Source organism: Rossellomorea sp. y25, from assembly GCF_038049935.1.
Classification (GTDB): Bacteria; Bacillota; Bacilli; order Bacillales; family Bacillaceae_B; genus Rossellomorea.
Map to the genome: position 1 here is coordinate 1,574,251 of NZ_CP145886.1, position 15,531 is coordinate 1,589,781.

Annotated in this window: 13 protein-coding genes; 12 read left to right on the top strand and 1 reads right to left on the bottom strand. The window is 44.3% G+C overall.

From position 1 onward, the window contains the following. Window positions 1-3: 3 nt before the first annotated feature. A complete protein-coding gene (locus AAEM60_RS07870) occupies window positions 4-393 on the bottom strand; it encodes a hypothetical protein (protein ID WP_299740090.1) in 390 nt (129 codons plus the stop codon). A 206-nt stretch (window positions 394-599) separates the two neighbouring features. Between AAEM60_RS07870 and AAEM60_RS07875 the strand changes: the two genes are divergently transcribed. The 12 genes from AAEM60_RS07875 (at window position 600) to fabG (ending at window position 15,510) form a co-directional block, all read left to right on the top strand. After that, window positions 600-2,567 carry a S9 family peptidase gene (locus AAEM60_RS07875; protein ID WP_341357785.1) on the top strand — a complete coding sequence of 656 codons (1,968 nt, stop codon included), beginning with the start codon at window positions 600-602 and terminating at the stop codon, window positions 2,565-2,567. Between the two features lie 523 nt (window positions 2,568-3,090). After that, a complete protein-coding gene (locus AAEM60_RS07880) occupies window positions 3,091-3,732 on the top strand; it encodes a TVP38/TMEM64 family protein (RefSeq protein WP_299740094.1) in 642 nt (213 codons plus the stop codon). After that, window positions 3,729-4,289, top strand: coding sequence for a signal peptidase I (lepB, locus tag AAEM60_RS07885; protein WP_299740096.1), 561 nt, complete (start codon window positions 3,729-3,731; stop codon window positions 4,287-4,289). The genes AAEM60_RS07880 and lepB overlap by 4 nt, the downstream gene beginning before the upstream one ends. Window positions 4,290-4,429: 140 nt before the next feature. Then, window positions 4,430-7,660 carry a BTAD domain-containing putative transcriptional regulator gene (locus tag AAEM60_RS07890; protein ID WP_299740098.1) on the top strand — a complete coding sequence of 1,077 codons (3,231 nt, stop codon included), beginning with the start codon at window positions 4,430-4,432 and terminating at the stop codon, window positions 7,658-7,660. Window positions 7,661-8,198: 538 nt separating this feature from the next. Continuing rightward, complete coding sequence (locus tag AAEM60_RS07895) at window positions 8,199-9,392, top strand: substrate-binding domain-containing protein (protein WP_299741275.1); 1,194 nt, start codon at window positions 8,199-8,201, stop codon at window positions 9,390-9,392. A 101-nt stretch (window positions 9,393-9,493) separates the two neighbouring features. Beyond that, complete coding sequence (locus tag AAEM60_RS07900; RefSeq protein WP_299740102.1) at window positions 9,494-10,258, top strand: ABC transporter ATP-binding protein; 765 nt, start codon at window positions 9,494-9,496, stop codon at window positions 10,256-10,258. Further along, window positions 10,242-10,949, top strand: coding sequence for an ABC transporter ATP-binding protein (locus AAEM60_RS07905; protein WP_299740104.1), 708 nt, complete (start codon window positions 10,242-10,244; stop codon window positions 10,947-10,949). The genes AAEM60_RS07900 and AAEM60_RS07905 overlap by 17 nt, the downstream gene beginning before the upstream one ends. 12 nt (window positions 10,950-10,961) lie before the next feature. After that, window positions 10,962-11,822 (top strand): branched-chain amino acid ABC transporter permease, encoded by an 861-nt coding sequence (locus tag AAEM60_RS07910; RefSeq protein WP_299740106.1) that lies wholly within the window; start codon window positions 10,962-10,964, stop codon window positions 11,820-11,822. Between the two features lie 4 nt (window positions 11,823-11,826). Beyond that, window positions 11,827-12,822, top strand: coding sequence for a branched-chain amino acid ABC transporter permease (locus AAEM60_RS07915; RefSeq protein ID WP_299740107.1), 996 nt, complete (start codon window positions 11,827-11,829; stop codon window positions 12,820-12,822). Between the two features lie 15 nt (window positions 12,823-12,837). Continuing rightward, window positions 12,838-13,842, top strand: a complete 1,005-nt coding sequence (locus AAEM60_RS07920) for a 3-oxoacyl-ACP synthase (RefSeq protein WP_299740109.1) — start codon at window positions 12,838-12,840, stop codon at window positions 13,840-13,842. Window positions 13,843-13,858: 16 nt separating this feature from the next. Then, on the top strand, window positions 13,859-14,770 hold the full coding sequence (locus AAEM60_RS07925) for an alpha/beta hydrolase (protein ID WP_299740111.1): 912 nt from the start codon (window positions 13,859-13,861) through the stop codon (window positions 14,768-14,770). Beyond that, a complete protein-coding gene (gene fabG / locus AAEM60_RS07930; RefSeq protein ID WP_299740113.1) occupies window positions 14,767-15,510 on the top strand; it encodes a 3-oxoacyl-ACP reductase FabG in 744 nt (247 codons plus the stop codon). Before AAEM60_RS07925 ends, fabG begins: the two co-directional genes overlap by 4 nt. The last annotated feature ends 21 nt before the right edge of the window (window positions 15,511-15,531 follow it).

Here is a 15,531-nt window from a genome sequence, read left to right on the forward strand (position 1 = left end):
CAATCACGCTTCTTTTGTTGTGTCTGTTTTCGTTTCCAGGAAACGGCGATACAAATAATGTCTCATTAGATCCTCCACCCGGTTGCGAAGGCGCGGATTAAAGTAGTTATGGTGTTCTTCATACCCCTTATAAAGAAACATATACATCGTAAAAGCATCGTCTGATTGAATTCGCTCAACCTTCATCTTATTGGTCCTCATGTACTTTTTTACATGAGCGAGTTCTCCTTGGATGACCTTCATCGTCTCCTCGACCAATTCCAGATACGGTCGTTTTAATTTAAAAGGACTGCTATCCACGATTTGCAGATCACGATTCAATATGGTCAGCACCATCGGTAAATAAATCGCCTGTTCTAATATATTCCTGTCATTCTCCGGGATCCTTGTCATATGAAAAGACTCCTTTTCATTTTTGATATAGAACGAATGTTCGTATTTTCATTTTACGTGGAATTCGATTTACTTTCAATAGGGAAAGTTGTAGAATTTGAATTTGTTTCTATTATGAAGGGCAGTTCGAGTTTTTATCCATAAAGGGAAAAGTATTTCTGACGTCGAAATCATATGGGGAACAGAAGAAAGGATGGTATCAGAACATGAATAAAGGAATTGAAATCCAGGACCTCTACGAAATAAAGGCCGTATCCGATCCAAGATTGTCTCCAAGCGGAGAAGAAGCCGTATTTGTCCAAACCATCATGTGTGAAGAAAAAAATGAATATTTCTCAACCTTACATAGCATTCGTCTGCAAGACCAAACCACTCGCCAATGGACTTTCGGAGAACAAAAGATTTCATCTCCGAGATGGTCACCTGATGGGGGGACGATTGCCTTTGTCTCAAATCGTTCCGGCGTGAATCAGCTTTATGTCATTCATCGTGATGGAGGGGAAGCAGAGCAGCTGACGGATTATCAAAAAGGCGTTTCGAATCCTGTATGGTCTCCTTGTGGTGAAAAGGTCGCTTTCTCGATGCGATTGGAAAAAGGGGAGACGTTTGAAAAGAAGGATGGCGAAGAAGAGAAATTAAAGCCATTTGTTGCGACAAGCATGAAATATAAAAGTGATGACCGAGGTTTCGATGACAACTGCCACTCGCAGATAGTAATGGTGGGGGTGGTGTCGAAGGAAATGAGAAGAATCACGGATGATGTCCATGATTACACTCTTCACTCCTGGTCCCCCGATGGTAAGCACATTGCGTTTTCAGTGGACAGAACAGAAGACAAAGATTTCTCCTTCCAGTCTGATTTATTTATTTATCATCTTGAAACGAACGAATATAAGAAGATTAATGGAGAATCGGGGTACTACGGAGAAGCAAGCTGGTCTCCCGATGGAAAGCGTCTCTCCTATTTAGGACATGGACGTGAATATGAGAATGCGACACACAATAAGGTGTGGTTGCATCACCTTGAAACCGGTCACTCCGTTTGCCTGACAGAAAGCATGGATGTACCTGTAGGAGATTATCTCAATACTGACAGTATCCAAGGCTCATCTCAAGCAGGAATCCTGTGGTCAAAGGACAATGAAAGTTTCTATTTCCTGGCGTCTGATTCAGGAAACACGGTCCTTTACTACGCTCACATTGAAGGAGCCATCTACCCTGCATTGCTGCAGGAGCAGCAGCATATATATGGATTCGACTTCGATTCTGATCGCCAAGTAATGCTCGTTGCCATGAGTAAACCGACAGAACCTGGTGAATTGTATACTCTTCATGTTCCTACCGGAGACCTGAAGAAAGTGACCAACCTGAACGGGGGCCTGGCGGATCGTGAAATATCCTCTCCTCAAGCCTTTATGTACAATGGTGCGAAAGGCTGGCAGGTACAAGGCTGGATCATGAAGCCAGTCGACTATGAGGAAGGAAAGAAATATCCACTAATCGTCGAAATCCACGGAGGCCCCCACACCATGTATGGGAACACGTTCTTTCACGAATTCCAAGTACTGGCAAGCAAAGGATATGCTGTTTTATATGTGAATCCAAGAGGAAGCCATGGCTACGGGCAAGAGTTCGTGGATGCCGTAAGAGGCGATTACGGCGGCGGGGATTACGAAGATATCATGGCAGCAGTCGAGTATGCCCTTGAGGAATTTTCGTTTATTGATGAAACCCGCTTAGGTGTGACCGGTGGAAGCTACGGAGGGTTCATGACCAACTGGATCATCGGTCATAGCGACAAGTTTAAAGCGGCGGCCACCCAGCGCTCCATCAGCAATTGGATCAGTTTTTACGGAGTGAGCGATATCGGCTACTACTTCTCGGAGTGGCAAATCCAAAGCGACCTCGGCGACATCGAAACCCTTTGGAAGCATTCACCCCTTGCTTATGTGAAGAATATGAACACCCCCCTATTAATACTTCACAGCGAAAAGGACTACCGTTGTCCAATCGAGCAGGCGGAACAGTTATTCATCGCATTAAAGCGAGAGAAAAAAGATGTAAGATTCGTGCGTTTCCCGGAATCCAATCACAATTTGTCACGGAATGGAAAACCTTCCTTGAGGGAAGCAAGATTACAAGAGATTGTGGGTTGGTTTGGGGAGCATTTATAGAGGAGAGAGCTGTCATTCCTGGATGGGGATGGCTGTTTTTTTAGGGGAAATGGGGAATGAAGAATAAAAAAATGAAATTTGACGAGTGTGGAGCACTATTGTGAAAGTCGATAATAAATGGGGCGAAGTCGATAATATCAACCGGACGGAGTTGAGGAATCCTTGACTGGATTGTTTGGAGAAGGAATTTATCTACCGTTCCCCGATTTTAACATCCTCAAAAACACTTTTATCTGCTAAAGATTCAATATATCTGGTAATGTACAAAATCCGACAAATTTTGCGAACGAAAGACGAACCAACGAACGAATCCTAATCCAAAACCTATTCCAGAACGCACCCCAAAAAATAACCCACCCCAAAACGTTTACATCCCCCCTCATTAGGCAAAGTTATATTAATAAAACGACCCGAGAGATAACAATATGGAAATCCTGATTTGGTGTGATATGATGAAAATATAAGTAACGATATAACGAAATGAGTTTATTTGTTCATGGTCGTTTAAGGGGAAACATATAATATGGATATAAAGTCGATAAAAGAATGGTTTACACTTGAAAATATGATGGACCTGATTCAGCAGTATCGTTCGTTTGGACCCATTCCAGGGATCCTGCTGCCGCTGCTGGAAGCATTTCTTCCGTTCCTGCCACTGGTTGTGTTTGTGACGGCGAATGCCAATGCATTCGGGTTATGGTGGGGGTTTCTGTTTTCGTGGATCGGGGCTACTCTTGGAGCTCTTATTGTATTCTTGTTGGTAAGAAGGTATGGGGAGACCCGATTTTTTCGTTTCCTGAGAAAGAACCGCCAAGTGAAACGATTGACGAAATGGGTAGACAAGCATGGGTTTGGCCCGTTGTTCATTCTCTTATGCTTTCCTTTTACGCCGTCTGCCGTGGTGAATGTAGTGGCGGGTTTGTCGTCGATCAGCATCGCTCAATATATGCTCGCGGTGGTAACAGGGAAAATGGTGATGATTTTTACCATAAGTTTTATCGGATATGATATCATATCATTAGTAAGACAGCCAATACGTACTGTGATCGTTGCAGCCATTATCTTTGTGCTATGGTTTGTAGGGAAACGAATTGAGATACATCTGAATAAGAAAATGGAAATAGACCAACGAATTGAACGGAAAAAGCAGGAGGAATCAAATTGAGAGAAGAGGTAAAAAGAGAAGGACTCGAATGGATTAAAGCCTTAGGGATTGGACTGATCATCTTTATCATCATTCGAACCTTTCTCTTCTCCAACTATGTAGTCGAAGGTGAATCGATGATGCCGACACTACAGGATGGAAATAAGCTTGTTGTGAACAAAATCGGTTATCATATTGGAGACTTGGATCGCTTTGATGTTGTCGTCTTTCATGCAAATGAAAATGAGGATTATGTGAAACGCATCATCGGACTGCCCGGTGATAAGGTCGTTTATAAGGACGATAAGCTATATATTAACGGAGAGTACTATCCTGAACCTTATTTAGAGAAATTCAAGCAAGAGTATATCGGAAATAAGCTGACGGGTGACTTTACTCTGGAAGAAATCACAGATGAGCAAACGGTTCCCAAAGGAAAAGTATTTGTTCTTGGAGATAACCGCCGGGGAAGCATGGATAGTCGCTACTTCGGGTTCATAGACCGTGAACAGATCGTCGGGAAGGTGGATCTTCGTTACTGGCCTATCAACGAATGGGATGTACAATTTAGAAACTAACGATCCTGAATGCTGTTCAATACTTGAGCAGTATTCTTTTTTTTGTAAAAGATTCTCCACTTAAGTACTAGTTGTCCTCCATCGCCCAATATAAATATGATAGAATAGTAAGAAAATTCGTTCGTTTTGAGGGTGGTTGTGTGACAACAGAAATTCCAATCATTGAAACCAAATTTGTGCCGCCTGTTGTCAAGGATTCATATATTAGGCGGCCAAGCTTAATGAAAAAAATGAGAACGGTTACAGATTATAAATTGGTGATCGTTCATTCGGGGGCAGGCTACGGAAAGAGTACTGCGATCAGTCAGTTTCTTCAAGATGTAAAGCCGAACCATTGCTGGTACTCGATTACGCAAACCGATGACGGACTGGTTCCGTTTGTCACAAATATTGTGTATAGCATCCAGAAGCAAATCCCTCATTTTGGAGAAGAGTTGAGGGAAACCATTCTGTCCATGGGGCAATATATGAAGGATGATGATATCTACAGATTAAGTGCATTGTTTATTAACGAATGCATGAAAATCCCCCACACATTCACCATTATCGTCGACGACTATCATTTAGTGGACCATTCCTTCCTTATAAATCAATGGATGGAGAAGGTCATTGAGCACTTACCGGGTCACATTCATTTCTTTCTATCTACACGAACCAAGCCTTCATGGGCCACATTTATCCAGCTGAAAATATCCCGACAATTATTAGAGATAACAGAAAATGATTTGTGCCTCACGAAAGAAGAGGTGGAAGTACTTCTAACGGACTTTCATGAAACGGTCATTCCCGAATCCCAGCTTGATGCGATTTGTGAATTAACCGAAGGCTGGGTCATTGCTGTCAGTATGATTCATTCGCAGCTTCAAGAGAATCCTGATATTCTCATGGTGGAAAAGCAGCATTCCTCCCTTGAAGAGCTCTTTCATTATTTGGCACATGAGGTGTTTTCTAAGCAAACACCGATCGTGCAGCAGTTCTTGAAGCAAATCTCGATTCTCGATGAAATAAATGGACGTACATGCGAAGCCATCTTTGAACTGCCGGGATCCGGGCAAATGTTAAACCAGCTGTCAGAGAAAAATGCCCTTATTCAAGAAATGAAAGGATCACATCATTATCGACTTCACGCCCTTTTCCAAACTTTTTTAGAACGGAAATTTAAAGAAGAAAGCATAGGGCTCTATAAGGAATTACAGCTGAAATGTGCTCGATTCTATGAACAGAACGGGAAGTGGGAAAAAGCGATTCATCATTATATGAAAATGGAAAACATTGAGGCGGTGTCCGCTATTCTTGTTCGTGAAGCGGATGCGATGATGAAAAGTGGACAGCTCGAAACACTTGGTGACTACTTGGGGGAGGTTCCAGACTCCTTAAAGGATCAATATTATCCTCTTTGGTTTTATCAAGGTGAGTTCTTTCGTTATCGGTCATTCTACGAAAAAGCAGAAAAAGCCTATACCCATGGAATTCAACTGGCAGAGGAAAAGAGTGACGCGCTCATGCTGAGCAAAGCATATGAAGGAATCGGCAGAATCTATTTAGACACGATTCAGCCGGGAAAAGCACAGCGGTTTTTACTCAAAGCCATTGAATGTTTAGAGGTTGAAGATCAAGAATACCTTTTCGAAAAAAATCATTTATATGTTCTGATAGCAGAGAATTTGGTGAACTCTGGAAAGGCAATTCAGGCGAAAATCTGGTATGACAAAGGAAAGAAGAGCGGTTTCATGAAGGAAGAAGGCAACCTTGAGGCAAGGATGCTTCTCCGAACAGGGAAGCTTCAAGAAGCAAAACAGGTTCTTCTCTACAAAGAAGGAGAAGACCGGCTTCCACAATCCCATCGGGAAAAAGAATTGCTTCTGTCGCTTATTCAATCGTTCATGGGGAATGGCAGCGAAGCCAAATCATTAGCTCAGCAGGGGATCAGTCAGGGAATCAAAGGGAAGTCTCCTTTTGTGGAAGCATGCGGTTGGATTCGCATGGGTCATGCCGTTCAGCTCATCAGTGATTACGACACAGAGCTTGCAAAAAGCTGCTATGAAACATCGTTAGAATTAATGAGTCAGATCAATGTTTCAAGGGGAAAAGCAGAACCATATATGGGACTGTCGATTCTTTATGCCAGATCAGGAGATTTCCAGAGTGCAAAGGAATTAGCCGAAGAGGCTTTGCATGAAACGGAAAAGGTAGAAGATATGTGGCTATATTCACTCATACTTCTGAGCGTCGGGATAACGGACTTTTACAAAGAAGAATTTGAAGAGGCAAGGAAAAGCTTTGAACGGGCGAGCAGTCATTTTCAATCGTGCGGAGACCGTTACGGCAAAATGGTGACAGATTTGTGGAAAAGCGCAATTGCCTACAAAACAGGTGATCACGATAGATTCGTTGAAAATATGACCTCCTGCTTAAATGAAGTCCAAATGGGAGAATATGAGTTTATCTTTTTCAAGCCGACTACATTCGGGCCGAAAGACCTGCAAAGCCTGATTCCATTATTAGTCAAAGCTTACCAGGAGAGCATTCATGCCTCATTTTGTCATCAGCTTTTAACCAAATCAGGATATGATTCGATCACCTCCCATCCGGGGTACACAATCAAAGTTCAAACCCTCGGACGCTTTGAAATCCGGTTAGGCGATCATAAAGTCATAGAGAAGCAGTGGCAGAGGGAGAAGGCGAAAGAATTATTTCAATACTTCCTGATTCAACGGAACCAATTAAAACGGAAAGAAGAAATCATTGAAGAACTGTGGCCAGAGGGGACAGGTTCGGACCGTGACTTCAAGGTGGCACTCAACGCCCTGAACAATGTATTAGAACCCAATCGTCAAGCAAGGGGAAAAGCTTTCTTTATCGGTCGCCATCAGGAAGGGTATGGATTGAATCCAATGGCCAACATCGAATACGATGCAGATCAATTCACCAGCTGGATCACAGAGGGATTAAAAGAAAACGATGTGGAGAAATCCATTCAATTCCTCGAACGGGGATTCCACTATTATAAAGGGATGTTCTTGCCGGACCGGAAAGGGGCGTGGTGGACCGAGAAGGAAAGGGAGCGACTTCATCTCCTATACTTGAGAGGACTGGAGAAACGGGCTCAGATCGCAGTGAGAATGGAACGGGTCGATGAAGCCATCGATTACTGCCTGACGATTATCGAACATGATCCCCTTTGGGAGGAAGCCTACCGCATCCTCATGTACGGCTATTATCAAAAGAATAACCGTCCCCAAGCCGTTAAGTGGTTTCAGCGCTGCAAAGACATCCTCGAATCCGAACTGGGCGTCGATCCCATGACAGCGACACAGCAAATGTATGAAATGGTCATTGGTGCGAAGGTAAGAGGAAGGCTATTTGAATAAGGAAAGGGTCAGATCCACTTTGGGGATCTGATCCTTTTTTATTTTGAGATGGATTTACATTGCGAGATTCGGTCGAAGAAAGCCAGGAACTCAATTGCTTTTATGAGAACTTGGGTCATGATCATATTTACCGTAGGAACATTGGTTATTATCGCAGGATATTCGATTAGAGTTTTGAATAATCCAGTCGTTTTATCGAATAATCCAGCGAAATATCAAGGAAACCGGCCGTTTTATCGAATAATCCGGGGGAAATAGCATGAAAGCCGGCAGTAATATCGAATAATCCAGCGGAAATAGCATGGAATCCAGCCGTTTTTCCACTTAATCCGGCCGAAAGCATCAAAAAACCGGCCGATTAACATAATTATCCAATTGCAATCCTTATTTGCACGCAACCCATTCAAAAACATCGCCCCACTCCCATGTAACTCATTTGTAACTCACCTCACCTAAGATGAATTCAAAGCTATTATCGCTTTAGTTCATATTCCGAGGGGGAGAAAATGTGAAACGATCGTTTAGATGGACGACTTTAATGATGTTGATGTCATGCATGCTTATTGCTGCGAGTGCCTGCAGCTCAGAAAGCAGTGGCGGGTCGGGGGATACAGATGAGAAAGAACAGGAAACGGTGAAGATCGGGGTGCTTGCTTCCCTTACAGGGGCACTGGAGTCATATGGGAAGCAAACGCAGCGCGGATTTGAATTAGGCCTCGAGTATGCCACGGATGGAACGATGGAAGTGGCGGGGAAGAAAATAGAAGTTGTGTTTGAAGATACAGAAACGAAGCCAGAGGTTGCTGTTCAAAAAGCGACGAAGCTTTTAGAAGAAGATGGAGTGGATTTCCTGGTTGGATCATCAAGCTCAGGTGACACACTGGCCGTGCTGCCACTTGCAGAAGAATACGAAAAGATCATGATTGTCGAGCCGGCGGTTGCCGATAGTATTACAGGTTCAGAGTTTAATCCTTATATCTTCCGTACAGCCCGTAACTCTTCACAGGATGCTGTTGCAGGGGCTGCTGCGATTGCGAAGGATGGAGTGAAGATCGCTACACTGGCACCGGATTATTCATTTGGCCGCGACGGGGTGGCAGCCTTTAAAGAAGCGGCTGAAGGTCTTGGAGCTGAAATTGTACTTGAAGAATATGCAGATCCGGCCGCTACAGATTTTACATCGAATATCCAAAAGGTCATTGATAGTAAACCGGATTATCTATTTGTCATCTGGGCAGGTGCGAACTCTCCATGGAATCAAATCGGGGATATGAAGCTCCAGGAAAAAGGGATCAAAATTTCTACAGGGGCACCAGATATTGCTGCTCTATCAGCTATGGAACCACTTGTGGGGATGGAAGGGTTCAGTGTCTATTACCATGAACTGCCGGACAATGACATTAACGACTGGTTAGTGGAAGAACACAAGAAGAAATATGACGGGGACGTTCCGGATCTCTTTACCCCAGGTGGGATGAGCTCGGCGATTTCCATTGTGGAGGCGATCAAGAAAACAGAAGGGGATTTAGATCCTGATACCCTCATTGAAACGATGGAGGGAATGAGCTTCGAAACACCGAAGGGAACGATGACCTTCCGGGAAGAAGATCATCAGGCATTACAAACGCTATATGCCATCAAGCTCGAGAAGAAAGAGGGAGTTCCATATCCTGTTCCGGTATTGATCAGAGAGCTTTCGCCGGAAGAAACGGCTCCTCCGATCCGTAACTAAAATCGAACTTAAAGGAATGAAAAGGGGGGTGACTGACTGGGTGTTTTGGCACTTTGTTATCAGTCAGCCCCTTTCATGAAATCTAAGCGGGGTGAAGAAGCTTGAGTATTTTAGAAACAAAGAATCTAACGATTAAGTTCGGAGGTCATATTGCCGTCGATGATGTAACGTTCTCGGTACCTGAAAGGAAATTCAAGTCGATCATCGGACCGAATGGTGCCGGGAAAACGACGCTGTTTAATCTTCTGAGCGGTCAGTTAAAGCCAACTGGCGGAGATGTGTTTTTGAAAGGACAAAAGATTACGAGACTCTCTCCTACAAAAAGGGCCAGGCTTGGAATCGGTCGCTCCTTTCAAATGACGAATGTGTTCCCGAATCTGACGGTTTTAGAGAATGTGAGATTGGCCGTGCAGTCAAAGCTTGGAATCCGCTATGTGATGCACAGGAATATCAAAGCGTTCAGTGATGTCATGAGTGAAGCCTATGACTTATTGAAGCTCGTCATGCTCTCGAATAAAGCGGACTCTCTTGCCGTAAACCTTGCACACGGAGAAAAAAGAAAGCTAGAGATCGCCATGCTCCTTGCACTGGATACGGAAATTTTGCTATTGGATGAACCTACTGCAGGAATGTCCCTGGAAGAAGTACCGGCGATCCTGGAAGTGATCCGTACCATCAAATCTCAAGGGGATAAAACCATTGTCCTCATTGAACACAAAATGGATATGATCATGGATCTGTCTGACAGCATCATGGTGTTATTCAATGGTCGAATGCTTGCTGATGATCATCCAAAGGAAATCATGAAGAATGAACAAGTGCAATCGGCTTATTTAGGGGGACTTTACGATGAGCACACTGCTTAAAGTAGAAAACATCGAAACATATATCGGTCAGTATCACATTTTGCAAGGAGTTTCCTTTGAGGTGAAAAAAGGCGAAGTAACCGTACTGCTAGGAAGAAACGGGGCTGGGAAAACGACCAGTCTCCGGAGCATCATGGGACTGACCCCGCCCTCGTCAGGAAAAGTCATCTATAAAGAGGAGGAGATTCACACGCTTCCCACCTTTAAAGTAGCCAATAAAGGAATCGGATATGTCCCGGAGGATCAGGGGATATTTGGAGACCTGACAGTGGAAGAGAATATGAAGGTAGCCATGAAAACGCAAGATCAAGAGACCGGGGATCGAATGAATTGGATCATTGATCTGTTTCCCGATTTGAAAAAATTCTGGAAAAAGGCCGGCGGGAATTTAAGCGGAGGGCAGAAGCAGATGCTTTCCATTGCAAGGGCGTACTTAAATAATAATGACCTTATCTTAATCGATGAACCGAGTAAGGGGCTCGCTCCGATTGTCGTCGAGAAAGTGATGCATTCCATTGAAGAAATGAAAGAAAGAACGACGATCCTTCTTGTTGAGCAAAACTTTATGATGGCCAGTCAAATCGGGGATCGTTTCTATATTATCGACGATGGAACCACCGTTCACGATGGGCAAATGCAATCGTTGGTCAAAGATGAAGAATTGAAGAAGAAATACTTAGGAATTGCGTGAGGAGGGAAGAGGATGGACCTCATCATTAACTTGGCACTTAATGGATTGGCCACAGGGATGCTGATCTTTCTGCTGGCAGCAGGTTTGACGCTCATATTTGGATTAATGGATGTATTGAACTTTGCTCACGGAGGCTTATTTGCATGGGGAGCATACAGCGGCGTCTGGGTTTATACCGTAACAGACAGCTTTATGGTAGGCATTATCGGAGCGATTGCAACCGGATTGGTGCTGGGACTCGTGACAGAAAAATTCATTATACAGCCGGTTTACGGAAATCATGTTCAACAGATTCTCATTACGTTAGGGTTCATGCTCGTTCTTTCAGAGATGTTGAAAGTCGTGTGGGGACCGAACCAGCTATCCGCGAAAGCGCCTGACTATTTAGCGGGGAGCTGGGAAATCGGGGATATCATTGTCATTAAATATCGTGTCTTCATTATCCTTGTTGGATTATTGATTTTCACGATTATCCAGCTGATTTTGAATAAAACAAGAATCGGCTTGATCGTCCGGGCAGGGGTCATGAATAAAGAAATGGTGGAAGCCTTTGGTATCAATATTAAGAAAATGTTTATGTACGTCTTTATGGTTGGTTCTTCCCTGGCTGCCCTCGGAGGAATTCTTCTTGCCCCGTACTCAGGTGTCATTTATGCAGAGATGGGCATGGAATTTGCGATCCTCGCTTTCATCGTTGTGGTGATCGGGGGAATGGGAAGTTTTCCGGGTTCGTTGTTTGCGGCTATCTTAGTCGGTCTGTCAGGCTCGTTCATGACGTATTATGTGCCCGAATTATCCCTGGCAGTCAATATGATATTAATGGCGCTTGTACTGATTTTCAGGCCACAGGGACTATTTACAGTAAAGGGGTGACAGAATGAAGATTCTCAAGCAGCGATCGAACGCATTTTTAGGAATAGCATTAGGGATCCTGATCATCTATCCGTTTTTCAATGATTCAAGAAGCATGATGATCCTCCTGACCCAGGTCTTCATCTTCGGCGTATTTGCCATGAGCTACGATCTCCTTCTCGGATATACAGGGATCGTTTCCTTTGGGCATGCCATGTTCTTTGGTATCGGAGCCTATTCTACAGGCATTTTTCTCGACCGAATGGAGCCTACCATGTTTTGGCTCATGGTCTCCATCCTGGTCGCTTCCGTCATAGCAGGATTGGTCAGCTATATCGTCGGACTCTTGACGTTACGACTTAAAAGTCATTTCTATGCGATGTTGACCCTTGCCTTTGCAGGATTATTCCTCGTCGGGGCTGAAAAATGGAGAAGCTTGACGTTTGGGAATGATGGGTTTACGTTTCGAACACCGGATTTAATGAAAGATCGTCTGGTATTTTACTTCATATGCCTAGGTGTCATGGCCGTCATCTTTCTTTTATTAAGAAGATTTACCCATTCTCCTGCCGGGTCCGTACTTCAGGCCATTCGTGAAAACGAGCAGAGGGCAGAATCACTTGGGTTCCAGGTCCTTCATTACAAAATTTTAGCCAGTGTGATTGCCGGAGTGATTGCGAGTTTCGCAGGTTCATTGTACGGCTTGTCTCTACGGTTCGTGAACACGAGTGTATTCACGATGGATGTCACCCTTGATGCGTTATTGATGACCATCATTGGCGGAGTGGGCACCCTGGTGGGACCGATCGTCGGAGCAGGACTGATTGAATTTGCCCATCACTGGTTGACCGAGCTCGCCAAAACCTATCCGATCTTTGAACGCTGGATCATTTTCTTCGGAATTCTTTATATCCTGGCGGTTATGTTCTTCCCGGCGGGTATTGTGGGGTCATTCAAGAAAATCAAGAAAAGAAAACGAGGGAAACGAGAGCACAGGGAAGAGAAAAACATCGCAAGCTAAAAGGGAGGATCTTTCATGACGATCGGCATTCTTAGCACAGGATTATATTTACCCTCAACTACTATGACAAGCGGGGAAATTGCTGAAAAAGCAGGACTTCCATTAGAGGTTGTAGAAAACAAAATGGGAATCAAAAAGAAAACGGTTCCAGGACCGGAAGATCATACATGTGCCATGGGCATTCAAGCGGCAAGGCGGGCCATCGAAAAAGCAGGTATCGATCCCAAGGATATTGATGTAGTCATCTACATTGGTGAAGAACATAAAGAATATCCCCTTTGGACAGCGGGAATCAAGCTCCAGGAAGAAATCGGTGCTTATCGGGCCTGGGCTTTTGACGTGGCGTTACGGTGCGGTACCACGATCATGGCGATGAAGCTTGCCAAAAGCTTACTGGAAACGGATCCCTCCGTTAAAACCGTGCTCCTTGCAGGAGGGTACCGCAACAACGATTTTATCGATTACCGAAACAGCAGGACCCGCTTTATGTTCAACCTGGCAGCAGGCGGCGGAGCGATGATCCTTCAAAAAGGTCTTAAGAAAAATGCCGTATTGGAAACGTCCATCATCACCGATGGCTCGTTTTCAGAAGATGTCATTGTCCCGGTGGGTGGAACGAAGGAGCCTCTGACAGGAGAGTCTATCGGACGATATAAGCTGGATGTCACCGATCCGGAAGGAATGAAGAAAAGGCTCGAGCAGAAATCCATGGATCACTTCTTAAAGGTTGTACGTGAATCGGTATATAAAAGCGGATACTCAGAAAAGGACATTTCATACGTAGCCATGCTTCATATGAAAAAGTCCGCCCATCGCTATGTATTAAAGGAATTGGGACTCACTGAAAAGCAGTCTATCTATCTGGAAGAATACGGACATATCGGCCAATTCGATCAAATTTTGTCACTGGAACTGGCAGAAGAAAGAGGCAAGCTGAATGAGGGCGATGTTGTCGTGCTGGTCAGTGCGGGGATTGGGTACGCCTGGGGAGCGACGACCATGATTTGGGGGAATTCATAAAAAGGGGGATAACGAAATGGCAGCGGTTCAACTAAAGAAAGTATTGCTTGGGAATGGAGAAACGTTAGCTTATCGGGAAAGAAACGGGGGACATATTCCACTGGTGCTTATCCACGGGAATATGACCTCATCCAAACATTGGGATGTTGTTTTGGATAAAATGGATGAAAGTTATAAAATTTACGCCGTTGATATGAGAGGATTTGGTGAATCAAGCTATCATCGGGAAATTACGAGTATAAAAGATTTGTCCGACGATATTAAGGATTGGGTTGACGAATTGGGCCTCCGTGACTTTTCAATGGTAGGATGGTCGACTGGTGGTGCAGTCGCCATGCAATTTGCCATCGATTATCCAGACTATTGCAAGAACCTTATTTTACTAGCTTCAGCTTCCACAAGAGGTTACCCATTCTTCGGCACTAAATCAGACGGCACACCTGATATGGGAAATCGCCTTCGTAGGATAGAAGAAATAATGATGGACAGCGGCAAAACCGTCCCGGTCCAAGCAGCATACGACGGGAACAACCGGGAATTTCTCCGCACCCTGTGGAATTCACTGATCTATTCGCACAACCAGCCCGATGATGAACGCTACGAAGCGTACATTGATGATATGAGAACACAGCGGAACTTGGCTCATATTTATCAAGCCTTAAACACGTTTAATGTTAGCAGTGCTTACAATGGTCTCGTTGATGGAACGAACCAGGCGAGCTCCATCTCGATTCCGGTACTTGTATTAAGAGGAGACCGTGATTATGTGATCACAAAAGAAATGGCAGAGGAAACCATCGAAGATATAGGAGAAAACGCTACATTTGTTGAATTAAAGAATAGTGGGCATTCACCGCTCATCGATGATGTAGATCAATTGCTTCGCGCAATGACATCATTTTTGCAGATGAAGGAGGAACCGGCATGAGACTGGAAGGTAAAGTCGCCCTGATTACGGGTGCTGCGAACGGAATAGGATATGCCGCAGCGAAAATTTTTGTGGAAGAAGGATGCCACGTTGCACTTGTCGACTTCAATCAGGAGGTCGGCGAAGAAAAAGCACGACAGCTGAATGAACTGGGAACGGGGAAAGCATGCTTTTTTCAAGGGGATGTAGCAGATCGATCTTCCGTTGATTCTTTTGTAAAAGAGGTAAGAGAACGATTTGGTAAAATCGATATTTTAATAAACAATGCTGGAATTACAAGAGATGGTATGATTCATAAGTTATCACCGGAAGACTTTCAAAAGGTGCTGGATGTGAATTTGACAGGTGTGTTCAATTGTACCCAAGCGGTTCTCCCCCATTTGATCGATAATGGAAAAGGGAAAATCATCAACACGTCTTCTGTAAGTGGGGTTTACGGAAATGTCGGACAAACCAACTATGCGGCAACAAAAGCTGCCGTGGTCGGAATGACGAAAACATGGGCGAAGGAATTGGGGCGTAAAGGTATCAACGTGAACGCAGTCGCGCCCGGATTCACCGAAACGAGTATGGTGGCAGCCGTTCCGGAAAAAGTCATCGATCAAATGAAGGCGATGATACCGCTTGGCAGACTAGGGAAACCGGATGATATCGCAAAAGCTTACTTGTATTTGGCATCTGATGATAGTGACTATGTAAATGGAACAGTCCTGCATGTAGATGGCGGCATCATGATGTAACTGATAGGAAAGGGAAGTGAC